The following is an 18822-nucleotide window of genomic DNA, read 5'->3' on the forward strand; positions in this document are numbered from 1 at the left end:
ACGTATGCAAGCATATATACAAGGCACCGGTTGTGTATCCGCCCAGGATAACGCCCTGTTTTCCGGAACTGTCCGGGAGCATGAAGGAGACCGTATGCCCGTGGCGGACCCGGATTACAAGCAGTGGATCGACATCAAACAGATCCGCCGCATGGGCCGTGTGATCAAGATGGGCGTAGCCGCTTCGCATATCAGTTTACAGGATGCAAACCTCTCCATGCCGGACGCTATCGTGATGGGTACGGCATACGGCTGCCTTGCGGATACCGGCGTGTTCCTGAACAAACTGGTGACGCAGCACGAGGATATGCTTACGCCCACGGCGTTTATCCAGAGTACACATAATACGGTAAGCGGGCAGATCGCGCTGATGCTGGGCTGCCATGCTTATAACAATACTTTTGTTCACGGCGCCTTTTCGTTGGAAAATGCTTTGCAGGACAGCCTGCTTTTGCTGGCTGAAGACCCTTCAAAACAAATACTGGCCGGCGCGGTGGACGAGATCACCGATTATTCCCACCAGATTCTTTCCCGTTTCAGGCTGTATAAAAACGCATCCACCGGCAACCTGCTGCACTCCGGTACACACGGAACGGTAGCGGGTGAAGGGGCGGCTTTTTTTGTATTGGGCGCGGAGAAGAACGAACACACCGCAGCAGAACTTACGGCGGTGGAAATGCTTTACAATCCCGCGTCCGAAGAAGAAACATTCGTGCATATCGCGAAGTTCCTGGAACGTTTTGGCAGACCGGACCTGCTGGTGACCGGCAGGAACGGGGATGTGAAGAACGACGGTTATTATGGCGCGGGCGAAGAAAAACTGTTCGCCGGCGTACCGGTGGCGGCATTCAAACATTTGTCCGGGGAATATCCCACAGCTGCCGCATTTGCCATATGGATGACGGCGGGGATACTGAAGAAGGGGACAGTTCCTGCCGCTGCCATGTTCAAAGGCGAAACACCGGCAGCCCCGAAAAAGATACTGATCTGGAACCACCAGAACGGCAAACATCATTCACTCATTTTATTAAGCGCATGCTGAGAGACTGGATCACATACCTGACCTTGCTGGTCTTTTTCATGCTCTTGTACCAGTACAGGATGGATTATATTCCGTTCTGGGTGATACTGATCCCGCTGGCAGTGGCTACGGGTATCTCCGCCTGGGGCGCCAGCCGTGTGGATTCCAACTATTTTATCAAAACATTATGCAAGGGTGATTCAAAGGAAAAAGCCGTAGCGCTTTCTTTCGACGATGGCCCTGTTGAAAATTATACGCCGCAGATACTGGACATTCTCCGCAAACATGAGATATCCGCCGCGTTTTTCTGCATCGGCCACCGTGCCGCCGCGGCGCCTGAGCTGCTTCGCAGGATACATTCGGAAGGCCATCTGATAGGAAATCACAGTTATTCCCATCATGCGCTTTTCGATCTGTACCCGACCTTCAAAATGAAAGCGGACCTGCAAAAGGCAAACGATGTGATTGAACAGGTGATAGGAGAGACGCCCAAACTTTTCCGCCCGCCCTACGGCGTCACCAACCCGATGCTGGCACGGGCGGTTAAAAAATTCGATTTTATTTCAGTAGGCTGGAGCATCCGCTCGCTGGACACGATGATAAAAGATGAAGATGAACTGTTCGAACGCGTGACCAAAAAGATCAAGGCGGGAGATATTTTCCTGTTTCACGATACCTGCGCGGCCACTGTAAAAATACTCCCGGCGCTCATCAAAAAATTGCAACGGGAAGGTTTCGCCATCAAACGGATAGATGAACTTTTAAAAATACCGGCTTATGCGTAAATGGATTTTATGGTGCTGTTGTTTGCTGGCCCTGAACGCCTCCGCCCAGACTGGTTTTAAGCCTGTCGGTAACATGGAGCAGTTCAGGCAGCAGTTCGCCAAAGCCGCACAGCAGACCAATACCATCAAGAGCGACTTCGTGCAGGAGAAACACCTCAGCATGCTGTCAGACAAGATCGTGAGCAAAGGCAAGTTCTGGTTCAAAAAAGAAAACAAGGTGCGGATGGAATACAGCAGCCCTTCGTATTACCTGATGGTGATCAATGGCAGGAATTTCCGTATCAAAGACGCCAGGACGGATAAAAATATCTCCACCAGCGGCAACAAACTGTTTGAACAGATCAGCAAGATCACAGCGGATTGTGTGCAGGGGAATGTGCTGGGCAATACGGACTTTTCCACAAAAGTGCAGGAGAACCCACAGTATTATTTGTTGCAGATGACGCCGGTGAGCAAAGGGATGAAAGACTTTTTCGCCTCCATTGACCTGCTGGTGGACAAAAAAGACCTGTCTGTCCTGAAGATCACCATGCATGAGCGTTCCGGGGACGATACCATCATCAGTTTTAACCAGAAAGAAACCAACGTTTCCATACCTGATGAGATATTTGCTCTTAAATAGCCTGCTGCTGCTGACGCTGGCTTCCTGTAGCTCCGCCTACCGGGGGCTGATGCGCCTGGACAACGATATGGCTCCGTGCCTGGAACGTTTTCGCCCGAAAATAGAACAGCCTGTGCTGTACGCCACGCAGGTGGACGTATTGCAGCATCATCTTTCGGGCCTGTTGTATTTCAAACCGATGGAGGACAGCAGTATGCGGGTGGTGTTCATGAGCGAGATGGGAATGAAGTTTTTTGACTTCGAATTCAGTAAGGACGGGCGTTTTACCAAACACTACATGCTTCCCAAAATGGATAAAAAAGCAGTAGTAAAAACACTGAGAAAGGATTTCGAAATGATCCTCATGCGCCAGGACCCTGCCACCGCTACGTTGTATACCATGAACGGGCAACGGTATATTGCATTTGATCTGCCGAAAGGGAAGATCTATTACATCACGGACGGGGATTGCCAGACGCTGCTGCGCGTGGAGAACGGATCGAAACGTAAACCTGTGGTGGAGGCGTTTATGACGCATTACCGCAACGGCGTGCCGGACAGCCTGCTGGTGCAGCATAAAAAAGTAAAATTTACTATTTCATCACAACGAGTGGAAAAATAATGTTAACAGGAAAATTCTTTACAATCGTTTCCCAACAGCAGCCGGACGCACAATCCGTTCACACTGTTATTGCCTGGAACGCCGCCCACCCGATCTTTGAAGGCCACTTTCCCGATCAGCCCGTGGTGCCCGGGGTTTGTATGATGCAAACCATCCAAGAACTGCTGTCTGCCGCCGTAGGCAAAGACCTGCTGGTGGAAAAAGCCTCGAATATGAAATTCCTCAACATGATCGACCCGAGGCAGGCGCCGCAGGTAACCGTGGAGATCACCTGGACGCCTGACGAAGCGGCGTACAAAACCACCGCTGTCATCAAACACGAAGCAACCGTTTTCCTGAAATTCCAGGGACGATTTAAATAAATGGAACCTACGCCAACATACGACCCGCAATTCAGCGCCGGAAAGATCTGCGTGCTGGTACCTACCTACAACAACGCCGGGACCCTGGCCGACGTATTGCGGAGCGTGCTCTCCTATACCAGCCACGTCATCGTAGTGAACGATGGCGCCACCGACCATACTGCCGAAGTACTGGCCGCTTTCCCGCAGGTATCCGTCGTATCCTATCTGCCGAACCAGGGCAAGGGCATCGCGCTCCGCCGTGGTTTTAAATATGCGATAGAGCAGGGTTACGACTATGCTATTACCATCGATGCGGACGGGCAGCACTTTGCCAGCGATCTTCCTGTATTTCTCGAAAAACTGGAAACCGAACCTAAAGCTATTCTCATTGGTGCAAGGAATTTGCAGCAGGAGAATATGCCGGGTAAAAATACATTCGCCAACAAATTCTCCAACTTCTGGTTCTACGTGGAAACGGGGCTGAAGGGGCCGGACACACAATCCGGTTACCGCCTGTACCCGCTGCACGCCATGAAAAAGATGCGCTTCGCCTGCCGGAAGTACGAATTCGAAATAGAAGTACTGGTTAAAAGCTCCTGGAAAGGCATTAAAGTAGACTGGGTGCCCGTGCAGGTGTATTACCCGCCTGCGGACGAAAGGGTCTCCCACTTCCGGCCGTTCCGCGATTTTTCGCGTATCAGCGTACTGAATACCGTATTGGTAACGATCGCGTTCCTTTATATACATCCCCGCAACTTTATCCGCCTGCTGTTTTCCAAAGGCGGCCTGAAACAGGTATTAAAAAACCTGTTGATGAGCCCCGGCGAAAGCAACGGTCGCAAAGCCCTCTCCGTCGGTTTTGGCGTGTTTATGGGCATTGTGCCTATCTGGGGTTTCCAGATGCTGGTAGCGATCGCGCTGGCCGCATTGTGGCGGCTGAACAAGGCGTTGGTGATCATTGCCGCGAACATCAGCATCCCGCCGATGATCCCGCTGATCATTTACCTGAGTTTTCTCACCGGGCGTATGTATGTAGCGGAAGACGCCACCTGGCTTATTTTCAGTAAAGAACTTACGATAGATTCCATGAAGCAGAACCTGTTCCAGTACATCACGGGCGCCATCACGCTGGCTGTGATCGCGGGGCTGCTGGCGGGGACGGTGACGTATCTGCTGCTGTCGGTTTTCAGGAAAAAACGCGTGGCGGTTAACCACTAATATTGATCCATGGGAACATTTTTTATATCCATCTATAATTTTTTCAATGCCCGTAAATGGCTGCTGTGGCTGTTTACGCTGGCGCTGTTTGCCGTTGCCGGCCTGCTGGCTTCGCAGATAAAGCTGGAAGAAGATATCACCCGCATCCTTCCCAGGGATAAAAAAATCGACCAGCTGAGCCAGTTCCTGCAAAACTCCAAGTTCGCGGACAAGCTGGTGATCATGGTTTCGCAGAAAGACAGCACCAAAGAAGCACAGCCGGACAGCCTGACGGCGCTGGCGCAGGCATTTGTGGCCGGATTGGAAAACGAACAGCTGCGCGCCGATATCAAAGCCGTACAGGGGCAATCAGACGACGGGATGATCATGGGGCTGATGAACACAGTGCAGGAGCACCTGCCGGTGTTTCTTGAAGAAAAGGATTATGCAGCGATAGATTCGCTGATTGCTCCTGAAAAAGTGAAGCAAACGGTTGAATCAAATTACAATACGCTTATCTCGCCTGCGGGCATGGTGCTGAAACAGGTGATACAAGCCGATCCCGTAGGCATCACCTGGCTGGGCGTGAAGAAATTACAGGCTTTGCAGGTAGATGACCAGTTTGAACTGTACGACGGATTTGTGATGAGCAAAGACCATCGTAACATCCTGTTGTTCATCACGCCGGTGCATCCGCCGAATGAAACGGGTAAAAACAAACAATTCCTCGCCCGTCTTGATAGCTGGATCGATACGCTGCAAACGACGCATACTGTTGCGGGCATCAGTTATTTCGGCGCTACGGCGGTGTCCGTAGGCAACGCGGTGCAGCTGAGACAGGATACTTACCTGACGCAGGGCATTACCTTGCTGCTGCTTATCGTGTTGATCGCAGTGTTTTTCCGCAGGAAACGCGCGCCTTTGCTGGTGATGCTGCCGGTGGTGTTCGGCGCCGTGTTCTCCATTGCGATGGTATACCTTGTACAGGGTGGTATTTCAGTGATCGCGCTGGGCGCGGGCTGTGTGGTGTTGGGTATTGCGGTGAATTATTCCCTGCATGTGTTCAACCACTACCGCCATTTGCCGGACATCCGGCAGGTGATCCGCGATCTGGCCATGCCCATGACCGTAGGTAGCTTCACGACCGTGGGAGGTTTCTTATGCCTGCAGTTCGTGAAATCGCCGATGCTGCAGGATGTAGGGCTGTTTGCAGCCTTCAGCCTCATTGGCGCTTCATTGTTTTCACTTATTATCCTCCCTCACCTGGTCGTACTGGGCAAGCCCGCAAAAGAAACGGCCTCCCGTCACAATATCATCGACAGGCTCAGCGAATGGCGGCCTGAACGCAACAAATACCTCGTTTGGGGTATCATCCTGCTCACCATCGTATTTTTCTTCACGGCAGGTAATGTGAAGTTCGAGAGCGATATGATGCGGATGAATTTTATGCCGGAGCGGCTGCAAAAAGCGGAAGCGCAGCTGAACAGGCTGAATGCCTATACCGCGCAAAGCGTGTACATGCTGTCCGAAGGCAACACGCTGGACGAAGCCCTTCAGCACCGCGAAAAAACAGACACGACTATCCAGCGCCTCCTGCAATCCGGCGCGATCAAAAAGGTCGCGGGCACGGGTGGTTTGTTGCTCTCCGAAAAAGAACAGGCAAGGAGGATCGCACGTTGGAAAGCTTACTGGACAACAGAGAAACAGCAGCGGCTCATGCAGCAGCTAAGAACCGAAGGCCAGGCGTTTAAGTTCAAACCTACCGCTTTCGATCCGTTTGAACAGTTGCTGGGCAAAGAATACAAGGTGATTTCCCCTGAGAAATCCGCGCTGCTGGATGTAAGTATGATCAACGACCTCGTGACCGTGAAGCCGCAATCCGCTTCCGTTTCCAGCCTGCTGAAGGTGGACCCCGCCCGCAAAACGGAAGTGTACGAAGCCCTGGAAAATCAGCCCGGCACCATCGTGATCGATAAACAATATACCGCCAACCGTCTTGCCGAGCTGATACAGAAAGAGTTTAATACGATCGCGTGGATGACCTCGTTACTCGTGTTTTTCGCACTGCTGCTGTCTTACGGCAGGATAGAACTCGCGCTGATCACCTTCATTCCCATGCTCATCAGCTGGGTATGGATTCTCGGTATCATGGGCCTCTTCGGCATTCCGTTCAATATCGTCAATATCATCCTGTCCACATTCATCTTTGGTTTGGGGGATGATTACAGCATCTTCACGATGGATGGCCTGCAACAGGAATACAAAACGGGCAGCAAACATTTGCCGTCCTTTAAGTCTTCCATCTTCTTTTCCGCCATCACTACCATCCTCGGCCTGGGTGTGCTTATTTTCGCAAAACATCCTTCCCTGCGTTCCATTGCCCTGATAGCGGTGATCGGCATCAGCTGCGTGGTGGTGACGTCGCAGGTACTCATACCGTTTTTCTTCAACTTCCTCATTACGAACCGCGTAAAGAAGGGCCAAAGACCACCATGGACGCTGTGGAGCTGGTCAAAGTCCATGTTCGCCTTTACGTATTATACCTTAGGCGCCGTGCTGCTGACGGTGATCGGTGTGATCCTCACCCGCATCAACTTCATCAATATCGAAAAGGGGAAAAAGATATACCACTGGATCCTGTCCAAATTTACCTGGAGCCTGCTTCATATCATGGGCAACATCAAAAAGAGGACGGTCAACACCAGTGGCGAAGACTTTAAAAAACCGGCGGTGATCATCAGCAACCACCAGTCTTTCCTGGATATCCTCATGTCCACCGCGATGACGCCGAATGTAGTGCTCCTCACGAACCAGTGGGTGTACAACTCGCCGTTGTTCGGCTACGTGGTGAAGATGGCGGACTATTACCCGGTGGCTGAAGGTGCGGAAGCCAGTATAGACAAGCTGAAAGATAGGGTGGATAATGGTTATTCCATTGTCATTTACCCTGAAGGCACCCGCTCCTCGGACGCGAACATCAAACGTTTCCACAAAGGCGCCTTTTATCTCGCGGAAGAACTGAAGCTGGACATCATCCCCGTGGTACTGCACGGCACGGCCTATACCATGTCCAAAGGCGACTTCCTGCTTAAGAACGGCACCATTACCCAGAAGATATTACCCCGCATCAAACCGGGCGATACGCGCTGGGGCGACAATTACAGCACCCGCACCAAACTGGTGAGCAGGTACTTCCGGCAGGAGTACGAACAGATGCGCAAAACCATGGAAACACCCGGTTGGTACCGCGAACAGCTCGTTTACCAGTATATTTACAAAGGCCCGGTGCTGGAGTGGTACATGCGTATCAAAACGAAGCTGGAAAACAATTACGCCCTTTTTCACGAGCTGCTCCCCACCAAAGGAAAGATCATGGACATTGGCTGCGGATACGGCTTTATGAGTTACATGCTCCACTTCCTGAGTTCTGAAAGGATTATCCTGGGCGTGGATTACGACGAAGACAAGATCGCCACCGCGCAATACTGCTACATCCGCAACGAACATGTACGTTTTGAAGCAGCGGACATTACACAATACAACCTCCCGCACCAGGATGCATTCGTAATACTGGACGTACTCCATTACCTGCAACCGGAAGCGCAGGAAAAACTGATCCGCCAATGCCTGGCAAAACTGACCCCGGGCGGTGTGATCGTAGTACGGGACGGGGATGCGGACCTTACCGAACGGCACAAAGGCACACGTTTGACGGAATTGTTCAGCACACGTTTGCTGGGTTTCAACAAAACGGGCAACAAACTATCGTTCTTTTCTTCCTCCACCCTCCGCAGCATTGTGGAAAAGAACGGGGGCACGGTAGAGCAGATAGACAACACGAAGTTCACTTCCAACGTTATTTTCATTATAAAACATTCATTCAGCGAGCAATATGCATAATTACGATGTAGTGATCATTGGTAGTGGCCTGGGCGGCTTAACCTGCGGAGCAATCCTCAGCAAGAACGGCTACAAAGTGTGTGTACTGGAAAAAAACAAACAGATCGGCGGATGCCTGCAAACATTCACCCGGGACAAAACCATTTTTGATTCGGGCGTGCATTACGTAGGCGGGCTGGAGCCGGGGCAGAACATGTACCAGATATTCAAATACCTGGGCATCATGGAAAAGCTCAACCTGAAGCGGCTGGATATGGATTGTTTTGACCGCATTGCGTTTGCGGGAGATAACAAGGAATATAAAATGGCGCAGGGTTATGAATTGTTCATCGAAGGATTGTTGAAAGACTTTCCGGGTGAAGAAAAGGCGCTGCGTGAATACTGCGATATGCTCCAGTATATCTGCACCAAGTTTCCGCTGTACAACCTCCGTATGGGCGGGTTTGATGAAAAAGAATCCGTGCTGAGCATCAATGCCGCTGAATATATCAACAGTCTCAGTTCCAACCGCCGCCTCACCCAGGTGCTGGCCGCGAACAACCCGCTGTACGCCGGTGTGGAAGGCAAAACGCCGATGTACGTGCACGCACTGGTGCTGAACAGCTATATCGAAAGCTCCTGGAAATGCGTGAACGGCGGCTCCCAGATCGGGAAGTGGCTGGGGCGCGTGATCCTGGAGAATGGTGGTACGATGATCAAATACCAGGAGGTGAAACGTATTGTGGCCGAAGGGCACGAGGTGCAGTTTGTAGAAACCGCCACCGGCGAACAATACAGGGCCAAACATTTTATCTCGAACGTACACCCGGCCAATACGCTGGACATGCTGGAGTCCGACGTGATCCGCCAGGCTTACCGCTCCCGCATTAAATCGCTGGAGAATGGCAATTCCACTTTGATGGTGAACGCCGTACTGAAGCCCGGTATGTTCCCGCACATGAATTACAACTACTACTACCACGGCGTGGAAAGCGTGTGGGGAGGTCATGATTATACCGAAGAAACCTGGCCCACGGGCTACGCGATGTTCATTTCCCCTGACGCGAAAGATCACCGTTTTGCAAACGGCCTGTCCATCATGGCATACATGAACATCAAAGACGTGGCACCCTGGATCGATACCTTCAACACCGTGACGAGCGAGGGCGACCGTGGCGATGACTATGAAGCTTTCAAAAAAGAAAAAGCAGAAAAACTTCTGGACATGGTGGAAAAACGTTTCCCCGTGCTCAGGCAGTGCATCCAGAGCTACTACGTAGCCACCCCGCTTTCTTTCCGCGATTACATCGGTACCTCGGATGGATCCATGTACGGCGTGCTGAAGGACAGTAACGATCCTTTGCGTACCTTCATTTCTTCCCGGACGAAGCTGAACAACCTGTTCCTCACCGGGCAGAACCTGAACATGCACGGTATACTCGGCGTGAGCATGAGCTCCGTGGTGACCTGTTCGGAATTACTGGATATGGAAAAATTATTGCACGATATCAAGATGGCTTAAAATGGCGGAGAAGAAGAAAAGATCGATATGGAAGAAGTTGCTGAGGTTCTGTTTATTTATCCTCGGCTTTTTTGTGTTGCTGCTCATTGGCCTGATCGTTTATCTCTACACCGTAGCCCGTATGCATCCTCCGGAGATCGCGGACAAAACGAGCCTGGAGTGGACGCGCAGCCGGATAGATTCCACGGCCTTTACCCTGAACAACAGCTGGTTCCGCAAGAGCCGCAGCGGCCTGTATGAATTGTATGTGGAAGGCAAACCTTTTGAAAGGGGCGTGGTGTATGGAAAACTGACGGAAGAGCTGGTGCAGCGGCAGGAAGATCACTTCACGGAACAGATCGGCAAAATGATCCCTTCCAAAGCCTACCTGCATTTCCTGAAATACCTCATCGGCTGGTTCAACCGCCACATGGACGAAAACGTTCCTGAAGAATACAAAGAAGAAATCTACGGCGTGTCTTTCGCCGCCAGCAACAAATACGAATTTATCGGCTCCAATTACCAGCGTATCATGAACTATCATGCCGCGCATGACATTGGCCATGCCCTGCAAAGTATGGCACTGGTAGGCTGTACGTCGTTCGGCACCTGGAACGACCGTTCCGAAGACAGCTCGCTGATCATCGGCCGCAACTTCGATTTTTATGTAGGCGATAAGTTTGCCGAAGAAAAGATAGTGGCCTTTTACAAACCGGAGCAGGGATACCGCTTTATGTTCATCACCTGGGCGGGCTTTACCGGCGTGGTATCCGGCATGAACGAGCAAGGTCTTACTGTCACTATCAACGCGGCAAAATCCAGCATACCTTCCGGTTCGGCCACACCGGTATCGCTGGTGGCAAGGGAGATACTGCAATACGCCAAAAACATCAATGAAGCATACGCCATTGCGCAGAAAAGGAAGATGTTTGTATCGGAGTCTTTCCTGATCGGCTCCGCGAACGACAATCGTGCCGCTATTATCGAAAAGACGCCGGAGGAGCTGGCGCTGTACGATCCCAAAGGAAACGAGATATCCTGCGCCAATCACTTCCAGAGCAAAACGCTGGGCGCATCGGCCCCCAACCAGGAACAACTGGAAGGAAGCGCCTCTCCCTACCGTTACCAGCGCCTGCAGGAATTGCTGGCACGCAACGGCAAAAACTCCGTGGCTAAAACTATCGCCATCCTCCGTGACCAGAAAGGTTTAAAAGATACAGATATCGGTATGGGCAATGAAAAGGCCCTGAACCAGCTGATCGCGCACCATTCCGTGGTGTTTGAGCCGAAGCAGCTGAAAGTATGGGTGAGCACCGCGCCCTGGCAGCTGGGCGAGTTTGTGGCCTACGACCTGAAAAAAGTCTTTGCCATGAACGGCCTTCAGACAGACCACGAGATCTGCGACAGCGCGCTGATCATACCCGCGGACACTTTCCTGCAAACGGCGGATTACCGTAAGTTTGTGGATTTCCGCATGCTGAAAGCAGCTGTAATGGACAAACAGCCCGTGGACGTGAAACGGATGGTGGCGGACAATCCTTCCTATTACCATGCCTATGTGCTGGCGGGTGATTATCTTTATCGTCAGAAAGACTACAAACAGGCCAGACAATATTATCAGCAGGCGCTCATGAAAGAGATCGCTACCAAAGCGGAGAAAGGCCATGTGTTGCAGCGTATTGCGGACTGTGATAAACGAATATGAATCTTTTATGAAAGGCATCGGGACAGATATCGTTGAAGTAGATCGCGTAGCCTCCAAGATCGAAAAAGGACAGGGCTTCCGGGAGCTGGTGTTTACACCGCTGGAGATCGCTTATTGCGAAAAACAGGTGAATAAATACGAAAGTTACGCCGCCCGCTTCGCCGCCAAAGAAGCATTCCTGAAAGCCCTGGGCACAGGCTATGGCGGCAGCGGCATCCATTTCAACGAGATCGAGATAAGGAACAACCCGGCCGGCAAACCGGAGCTGTTCTTAACCGGCAATGCGGCGCCGCAAATGGAAGGGCTGAACGTATTGTTGTCCATGAGCCATGTAAAAGCGGTCGCTATGGCCACTGTCGTGATCTTCTAACCGGAATAACTATGTACATACCTGATATAGAATTGCAATCCCCGGCCGCTATCCGGCAGTTCCAGGCAAAAGCCCTGCAACACCAGCTGGGCTACCTACGGCAGTTTTCGCCCTTCTACAGGGAATGGTTCGCCCGTCATAACCTGGATACAGATACTATCCGTGACATCGAAGACCTCCGTAAGATCCCGACCGTGGGAAAGGAAGACTTGCAGCAGCGCAACTGGGACTTCCTGTGCGTGGATAAAGGCAGGATCGCGGAGTATACGTCCACATCAGGAACTTTAGGCAAACCGGTGATCATCCCTTTAACGGAAAAAGACCTTGAACGCCTTACCTACAATGAATTTATCTCCTTCAGCTGCGCCGGTGGCACAGACGAAGACATATACCAGCTGATGCTTACGCTGGACCGGCAGTTTATGGCCGGCATGGCTTATTATTCCGGTATCCGGAAGATAGGCGCCGGCGTGTTACGCGTGGGGCCGGGTGTGCCTTCCATGCAATGGGAGAATATTACCCGCATTCAGCCCACCACCATCGTGGCCGTACCTTCTTTTATCCTCAAACTGATCGCATTTGCGGAAGAGCACGGTATTGATATCAATGCTTCCTCCGTGAAAAAAGCCGTATGTATCGGCGAAAATATCCGAAATACCGACTACACGTACAACGTACTCGGCAAAAAGATCACGGACAAATGGGATATCCAATTGTTTTCCACCTATGCTTCCACTGAAATGCAGACCGCCTTTACGGAATGCAAAGCGGGCAGGGGAGGGCACCATCACCCGGAACTGCTCATCGTGGAACTGCTGGATGAAAACGACGGGCCCGTGCCGCCCGGCGCTCCCGGCGAAGTAACTATCACTACGCTGGGCGTGGAAGCCATGCCCCTGCTGCGTTATAAGACCGGTGACATTTGCCAGTACGATACAACGCCCTGCAGCTGCGGAAGGCAGACGCTCCGGCTTTCTCCCGTGATAGGCCGCAGGAAACAAATGATCAAATACAAAGGAACGACGTTATACCCGCCCGCACTGTACGACCTGCTGAGCGATATGGAAGAAGTGAAAGAATTTATCGTCGAAGTGTTCTCCAACGAAATAGGCACAGATGAAATATTGTTGCACCTCAGCCCCACGGAGGTGAACGAGGACGTGGACCGCAGGATCAAGTCATATCTGCAGGCCAAACTGAGGGTGATACCCCAGGTGAAGTACTGTTCCATGCAGGAGATTCTCAAAATGCAGTTCCCCGAAGGCAGCCGCAAACCCGTAAAATTCCTGGATAACCGCTAAAGATCGAAGCTGGCCGTAGCTTTTGGATTATCGATCTTGGTGCTTTTCCGCCGGTCGCCCACGATCAGGTGGATCATGTGCCCCTGGGTGTCATGCTCCGCATACAGCACGTCATTCTGAATGTCAAGATGTTTGAAAGGCGTCATGGGTGTATATTCCAGGAAACACCAGGCCGCGTCTTCGGATATCTGGTAACCGAGATAATGTAAGGGAAGTGTTTTGCCGTCCGCGCTGAGCGCAAAATGCTGGCGGAGATACCGCGCGATCATCGTGTCTACCGCGGGCCGGTCTTTGGGTTTGATGATGTCAAGGCTCGTTTTATTGTACTTTTTGAGGGCATTCTCCAGGTCGTCCGTAAAGATGCGGCAGCTCACTTCCAGCGACTTACGCGGCTGGTTATACCTTATTTCCGTCACGCTCATGTAAAAGGGATGCACTGCGCTCATCCATACCGGCAACAACCATTTGCATAATAATACTCCCATTTGCCACCAAAAATTTTATTTTTAAACTTGTCTTGCTTATAATTACGAAGTTACACAAAAATCTACGCCATGGAGGAGTTCAGTCTGTATTTTGCAGAGGGCTGGAAACATATAGCGGACCTGAACGGTTACGATCATATTCTTTTTGTAATGGCGCTCTGCGCCGTTTACCTGCTGAAAGACTGGAAAAAGGTGCTCATACTGGTGACCGCGTTTACTGTAGGGCATTCCATCACCCTGGCACTCAGTGTTTTGAATATCATCAGGGTACCGACCGCACTGATCGAATTCCTGATACCGGTCACCATCGTGATCACCGCGCTGGTGAACATTGTACGGAGAGATCAGCCGGGAAGTGCATTACAACTGAATTACCTTTTTGCGCTTTTTTTCGGGCTGATACATGGGATGGGGTTTTCCAACTACCTGAAAAGTATGCTCGGTACACAGACCAATATCGTACAACCCTTGCTGGCCTTTAACCTGGGGCTCGAATTCGGGCAGATACTGATCGTAATGGTGATCCTGCTGCTGTCGCAGATCGTTGTAAACCTTACCAGCATGGCGCGCCGGGACTGGATCATGTTCCTGTCCTCCGCTATTTTCGGCTCAGCTTTTATCATGAGCATTGAAAGACTCAGAGAACTAATGCATTAGAATACATAATTATGAGGAATCAACTAATCATCTGTCTGCTTATGGCCGCCCCGGCGATCCTCCGGGCGCAGAACCCAGGTTCCAACCACGGTAACCGCTTCGAGCAGCTGAGTTACCTGCTGGCGGACCCGAACATGTACCGCTCCGCTTCCGGCGTACCCGGCCCGAAGTACTGGCAGCAAAAAGCCGATTACGACATCAGCGCGGAGCTGGATGATGAAAAACGCATCCTTAAAGGCGCGGAAACCATCACTTATTATAACAACTCGCCCGACCCACTCACCTACATCTGGCTGCAGCTGGACGAAAACGAGCACGATCCGAAGAGCGACAACAACAGCTTCGACGGAAGTTCCATGCGCGACAAGATGACCAGCCGCGCTATCAACCGCATTATGGGCATTGAGCCGGGCCATGGGGTAAATATCGAAAAGTGTGCGGATGCGGCGGGCAATGCCCTGAAATACACCATCAACCAGACGATGATGCGTATCGAGCTGCCCAAAACGCTTATGCCCGGTGAAAAGATCCGTTTTAATGTGAACTGGTGGTACAATATCTCCAACCGCATGACCCTCGGCGGCCGCGGCGGATATGAAAATTTCGCGGAAGACAACAACAACATTTATACCATGGCACAATGGTATCCCCGCCTGGCCGTGTATTCGGACTTCCAGGGCTGGCAGAACAAACAGTTCACCGGCAGGGGAGAGTTTGCGCTCACCTTCGGCGATTTTAAAGTAAAAATGACCGTTCCGGCGGACCATGTGGTAGGCGGTACCGGCGAATGCCGCAACTATAAAGAAATGCTGACGCCCGCGCAATACCAGCGCTGGCAACAGGCCCAGAGCGCGAAAGAACCCGTGGAAGTGGTAACGCTCAGTGAAGCGCAAAACGCGATGAAAAACAAAGCCGGGGCCAAAAAGACCTGGATCTACGAAGCACAGAACGTACGCGACTTTGCCTGGGTAAGTTCCCGCAGGCTGGTGTGGGATGCGATGGGCACCAATGTGGAAGGCAAACACGTGATGGCGATGAGTTATTACGGCCCCGAAGCCTACCCGCTTTACCGCCGTTACTCCACGAAAGTAGTGGCCCACACCCTGAAGACTTATTCCAAACATACCATCGCATATCCTTATCCCGTGGCTATTTCAGTAGAAGCCGCGAACGGTATGGAATACCCGATGATCTGCTTCAACTACGGCCGCGCTGAAAAAGACGGTACCTATTCCGAAGCCACGAAAAATGGTATGATCGGCGTGATCATCCACGAAGTGGGGCACAACTTTTTCCCCATGATCGTGAACTCCGACGAACGCCAGTGGAGCTGGATGGACGAAGGGCTGAACACTTTCTGCCAGTTCCTCACGGAGCAGGAGTGGGACAATAACTTCCCTTCCCGCAGGGGCCCCGCGCAAAGGATCGCGGAATATATGGCGCTGCCGAAAGACCAGCTGGAGCCTGTTATGAGCAATTCCGAGAACATTGTGCAGTTTGGGCCTAATGCATACGCAAAGCCGGCCACCGCCCTGAATATCCTCCGCGAGACCATCATGGGCCGCGAACTGTTCGACTATGCATTTAAAGAATATTCCCGCCGCTGGGCCTTCAAACACCCCACCCCCAGCGACTTCTTCAGGACCATGGAAGATGCTTCCGCGGTGGACCTGGACTGGTTCTGGCGCGGATGGTTCTTTGGCATCGAGCCGGTGGACATTGCGATCGATTCCGTGAAATGGTACCGTATGGATACAAAAAATCCCGCGGTGGAAAATAAACTGAAACAAACAAGCACCAATGCGGATGACGTGCACATCGCACAAACACGGAATAAAGCGGCCGGCGTGAAATTCGCGGTAGACCAGGATACCAGTCTGCAGGACTTCTACAACAAATGGGACCGTTACGCTGTAACGCCGGATCAGACCGAAGCCTACAGCAAAATGCAGGCAGGCCTCACTCCGGATGAAAAACGCCTGTACGAAAGCAAAAAGAATTTCTACGAGCTTACATTCTCCAATGTGGGTGGCAACGTAATGCCCCTGATCATTGAATGGACGTTTGCGGACGGCACAAAAGAAGTAGAGCGTATCTCCGCTTACATCTGGCGTCACGACGAACTGAAAGTGACCAAAGTGTTCGCGAAAGATAAAGCGGTAACCGGCATCCGGCTGGACCCATATAGGGAAACGGCGGACATCGACGAGCTGAATAACTCATGGCCGCGGCAGGCAGTGCCTTCGAGGTTTGAGTTGTTTAAGATGGAAGGCGGCGGCGGGCCGAGAGGCACGAATAACAGCGGCAACCCGATGCAGAGAGCAAGACAATAAAATGAGGTGAATATTTGATTGATAACAAAAGGCCGGCGGGAATGTAACCGCTGGCCTTTTGTTATGTTTTTTTACTGGTGGATTCTTTCTTTTTGTCCCTGCCTGCTTCTTTCAGCGCCCGCGCGATGATCCACTCCATCTGCCCGTTTACGCTGCGGAACTCATCCGCCGCCCAACGTTCCAACGCCTCGTAAGTGACATTGTCTATCCGCAGTACAAAAGACTTTTTTTCCTTCCCCGCCATGGATTAATGATATAAAGATCCGGTATTTAATATTGGCGTGGCCGCTTTCTCACCGCAAAGCACCACCATCAGGTTGCTCACCATTGCCGCTTTTTTCTCTTCGTCCAGCTCCACGATATTTTTCTTCGACAATTGTTCCAGCGCCATTTCCACCATGCCCACAGCGCCTTCCACGATCTTAGAACGTGCGGCTACGATAGCGGTGGCCTGCTGGCGTTGCAGCATTGCGCCCGCAATTTCGGGGGCGTAGGCGAGGTGGCTGATACGCGCTTCCTGCACCAGGATGCCCGCTGCAAAGAGCCTTTCATTCAGCTCCACTTCCAGCAGCTCGTTTACTTTCTCACCGCCGTCGCGCAGCGTGATCTCCGCGTTCTCGGCTTCCATGCGGTCGTAAGGACAGCTGGTGGCCAGGTGGCGCACGGCTGCTTCGCTTTGGATCTGCACATATTGATTATATCCTTCCACATCAAAGGCCGCTTTGTAAGTGTCCCTCACCTGCCAAACGATCACGGCGGCAATTTCGATGGGGTTGCCCATCTTGTCGTTCACCTTCAGTGTCTGGCCGTTCAGGTTATAGGAACGCAGTGAAATATTCTGTGTGCGGTACAGCGGGTTCACCCATAAAAGACCGTTCTGTTTTACGCTTCCCACGTATTTCCCGAAAAAAGTAAGTACCCGGGAATGGTTCGGATTGACGATCATGATGCCTTTGGCAATAAAAATAAAGGTGATAAAAAGTACAACGGCGAGGCCTCCCCAGTAGCCGGAAGACTCTAATTTTGTGGCCTGTACAACGGCGAAGATGCCGGCAAGAAAAAAGACGATGGTGAGCACAAATGCAAGGTAGCCGCTCATTGGCTTGACGATCTTTTCCATAAGGGGATATTTTATAGTGATATCGATTTGATATCAAATTTAATAAACTTAATCCAGACAAAAAAATGGATAGTGTACAACGGACACCATGAATGATTTTAAATTTTGCTTCGTAAAAAAGTTCTAATTTTAAAGAGAATTACTATTTTCAGTCCCGGTTAACCGGGTCACGACACGTTAGAATAAGCCAAAGAATTACAGCATAACCAAAATCGACAGCGTTTTATCAACCTTAATCTTTTATGTACAATAGCTATTCAGACGAGCAATTGTTATCGTTATTGCGTGATGGCGACAGTACGGCTTTCAATACCATCTACGACCGGTACAGCAGGCCTTTGTACCTGTATATCCTGAGCAAAACGGACCGTGGTGAGACGAGTAAAGACGTGCTGCAGGACCTTTTTGCCACCCTGTGGGAAAAACGGTTCACCCTCGACATTCACCAATCCCTCCGTTCTTACCTTTACCAGTCCGTGCGGCACAAGATCATAGACCTGTACCGCAAAGACGTGACCTATCGCAAGTATCTCCAGCAACTGATAGAACATTTTGACGCCCAGCCGCACAACATCTCCGAGACGTATGACTATAAGGCCAAAGCCACCGAAGTGTTTGAAGCCATCAACCGGCTGCCCGAAAAAATGAAAGAGATATTCATGCTCAGCCGATTCGAAAACCTTAGCATTGAACAGATTGCATGCCGCCTCGACCTCTCCCAGCAGACGGTAAAAAACCAGATATCCAAAGCCCTTAAGATCCTCCGCACCCACTACACACAAACCGACCTGATGGTCCTGGCGGTTGTGCTGTCCATCCTTTAAAAAATTTCTTTTGACCCCGATGGTACCTTTTTGAAGCTGGCCCGACTCCCTTATATCACCAACTTCTAAAAACTACC

The 18822-nt window shown here is 51.3% G+C and carries 17 protein-coding genes; 14 read left to right on the plus strand and 3 right to left on the minus strand.

Annotation, left to right across the window (positions count from 1 at the left end; translation table 11 throughout):
- The first annotated feature begins 4 nt into the window (after positions 1 to 4).
- The 11 genes from EG028_RS12970 to EG028_RS13020 are packed head-to-tail and all read left to right on the plus strand — an operon-like array spanning position 5 to position 13326.
- A complete protein-coding gene (locus tag EG028_RS12970) occupies positions 5 to 1042 on the plus strand; it encodes a beta-ketoacyl synthase chain length factor (RefSeq protein WP_120516748.1) in 1038 nt (345 codons plus the stop codon).
- The gene (locus EG028_RS12975) at positions 1036 to 1806 is read left to right on the plus strand and encodes a polysaccharide deacetylase family protein (protein ID WP_162946468.1); all 771 of its coding nucleotides are present in this window, start codon (positions 1036 to 1038) and stop codon (positions 1804 to 1806) included. The genes EG028_RS12970 and EG028_RS12975 overlap by 7 nt, the downstream gene beginning before the upstream one ends.
- On the plus strand, positions 1799 to 2428 hold the full coding sequence (locus EG028_RS12980) for a LolA family protein (RefSeq protein ID WP_120516746.1): 630 nt from the start codon (positions 1799 to 1801) through the stop codon (positions 2426 to 2428). Before EG028_RS12975 ends, EG028_RS12980 begins: the two co-directional genes overlap by 8 nt.
- Positions 2406 to 3029: a hypothetical protein gene (locus EG028_RS12985; RefSeq protein WP_120516745.1), complete on the plus strand. Its 624-nt coding sequence runs from the start codon at positions 2406 to 2408 to the stop codon at positions 3027 to 3029. The genes EG028_RS12980 and EG028_RS12985 overlap by 23 nt, the downstream gene beginning before the upstream one ends.
- Positions 3029 to 3391: a 3-hydroxyacyl-ACP dehydratase gene (locus tag EG028_RS12990; RefSeq protein ID WP_120516744.1), complete on the plus strand. Its 363-nt coding sequence runs from the start codon at positions 3029 to 3031 to the stop codon at positions 3389 to 3391. The genes EG028_RS12985 and EG028_RS12990 overlap by 1 nt, the downstream gene beginning before the upstream one ends.
- Positions 3392 to 4591, plus strand: a complete 1200-nt coding sequence (locus EG028_RS12995) for a DUF2062 domain-containing protein (RefSeq protein ID WP_120516743.1) — start codon at positions 3392 to 3394, stop codon at positions 4589 to 4591.
- A gap of 9 nt (positions 4592 to 4600) precedes the next feature.
- Positions 4601 to 8470, plus strand: a complete 3870-nt coding sequence (locus tag EG028_RS13000; RefSeq protein ID WP_120516742.1) for a trifunctional MMPL family transporter/lysophospholipid acyltransferase/class I SAM-dependent methyltransferase — start codon at positions 4601 to 4603, stop codon at positions 8468 to 8470.
- Complete coding sequence (locus tag EG028_RS13005; RefSeq protein WP_120516741.1) at positions 8463 to 9971, plus strand: phytoene desaturase family protein; 1509 nt, start codon at positions 8463 to 8465, stop codon at positions 9969 to 9971. The genes EG028_RS13000 and EG028_RS13005 overlap by 8 nt, the downstream gene beginning before the upstream one ends.
- Before the next feature lies 1 nt (position 9972).
- On the plus strand, positions 9973 to 11655 hold the full coding sequence (locus EG028_RS13010; protein WP_120516740.1) for a C45 family autoproteolytic acyltransferase/hydolase: 1683 nt from the start codon (positions 9973 to 9975) through the stop codon (positions 11653 to 11655).
- A 7-nt stretch (positions 11656 to 11662) separates the two neighbouring features.
- Positions 11663 to 12025, plus strand: a complete 363-nt coding sequence (gene acpS, locus EG028_RS13015; protein ID WP_120516739.1) for a holo-ACP synthase — start codon at positions 11663 to 11665, stop codon at positions 12023 to 12025.
- Between the two features lie 11 nt (positions 12026 to 12036).
- Complete coding sequence (locus EG028_RS13020; RefSeq protein ID WP_120516738.1) at positions 12037 to 13326, plus strand: phenylacetate--CoA ligase family protein; 1290 nt, start codon at positions 12037 to 12039, stop codon at positions 13324 to 13326.
- Here EG028_RS13020 and EG028_RS13025 read toward each other — a convergent pair.
- Positions 13323 to 13811 (minus strand): DUF6702 family protein, encoded by a 489-nt coding sequence (locus tag EG028_RS13025; RefSeq protein WP_120516737.1) that lies wholly within the window; start codon positions 13809 to 13811, stop codon positions 13323 to 13325. The two genes, EG028_RS13020 and EG028_RS13025, sit on opposite strands and share 4 nt — an antisense overlap.
- A gap of 69 nt (positions 13812 to 13880) precedes the next feature.
- Between EG028_RS13025 and EG028_RS13030 the strand changes: the two genes are divergently transcribed.
- Both EG028_RS13030 and EG028_RS13035 read left to right on the plus strand, forming a co-directional pair.
- Entirely contained in the window at positions 13881 to 14468 is a 588-nt protein-coding gene (locus EG028_RS13030; RefSeq protein ID WP_120516736.1) for a HupE/UreJ family protein, read from the plus strand.
- Between the two features lie 11 nt (positions 14469 to 14479).
- Entirely contained in the window at positions 14480 to 16801 is a 2322-nt protein-coding gene (locus tag EG028_RS13035) for a M1 family metallopeptidase (protein WP_162946467.1), read from the plus strand.
- Between the two features lie 61 nt (positions 16802 to 16862).
- Here EG028_RS13035 and EG028_RS13040 read toward each other — a convergent pair whose 3' ends face one another.
- Both EG028_RS13040 and EG028_RS13045 read right to left on the minus strand, forming a co-directional pair.
- Positions 16863 to 17045: a hypothetical protein gene (locus EG028_RS13040; RefSeq protein WP_120516734.1), complete on the minus strand. Its 183-nt coding sequence runs from the start codon at positions 17043 to 17045 to the stop codon at positions 16863 to 16865.
- Between the two features lie 3 nt (positions 17046 to 17048).
- A complete protein-coding gene (locus EG028_RS13045; protein ID WP_120516733.1) occupies positions 17049 to 17921 on the minus strand; it encodes an SPFH domain-containing protein in 873 nt (290 codons plus the stop codon).
- Positions 17922 to 18163: 242 nt separating this feature from the next.
- Here EG028_RS13045 and EG028_RS13050 point away from each other — a divergent pair, with 242 nt between their 5' ends.
- Positions 18164 to 18745, plus strand: coding sequence for an RNA polymerase sigma factor (locus EG028_RS13050; RefSeq protein ID WP_120516732.1), 582 nt, complete (start codon positions 18164 to 18166; stop codon positions 18743 to 18745).
- Positions 18746 to 18822: the final 77 nt, after the last annotated feature.

The organism is Chitinophaga barathri (genome assembly GCF_003807585.1).
Classification (GTDB): domain Bacteria; phylum Bacteroidota; class Bacteroidia; order Chitinophagales; family Chitinophagaceae; genus Chitinophaga; species Chitinophaga barathri.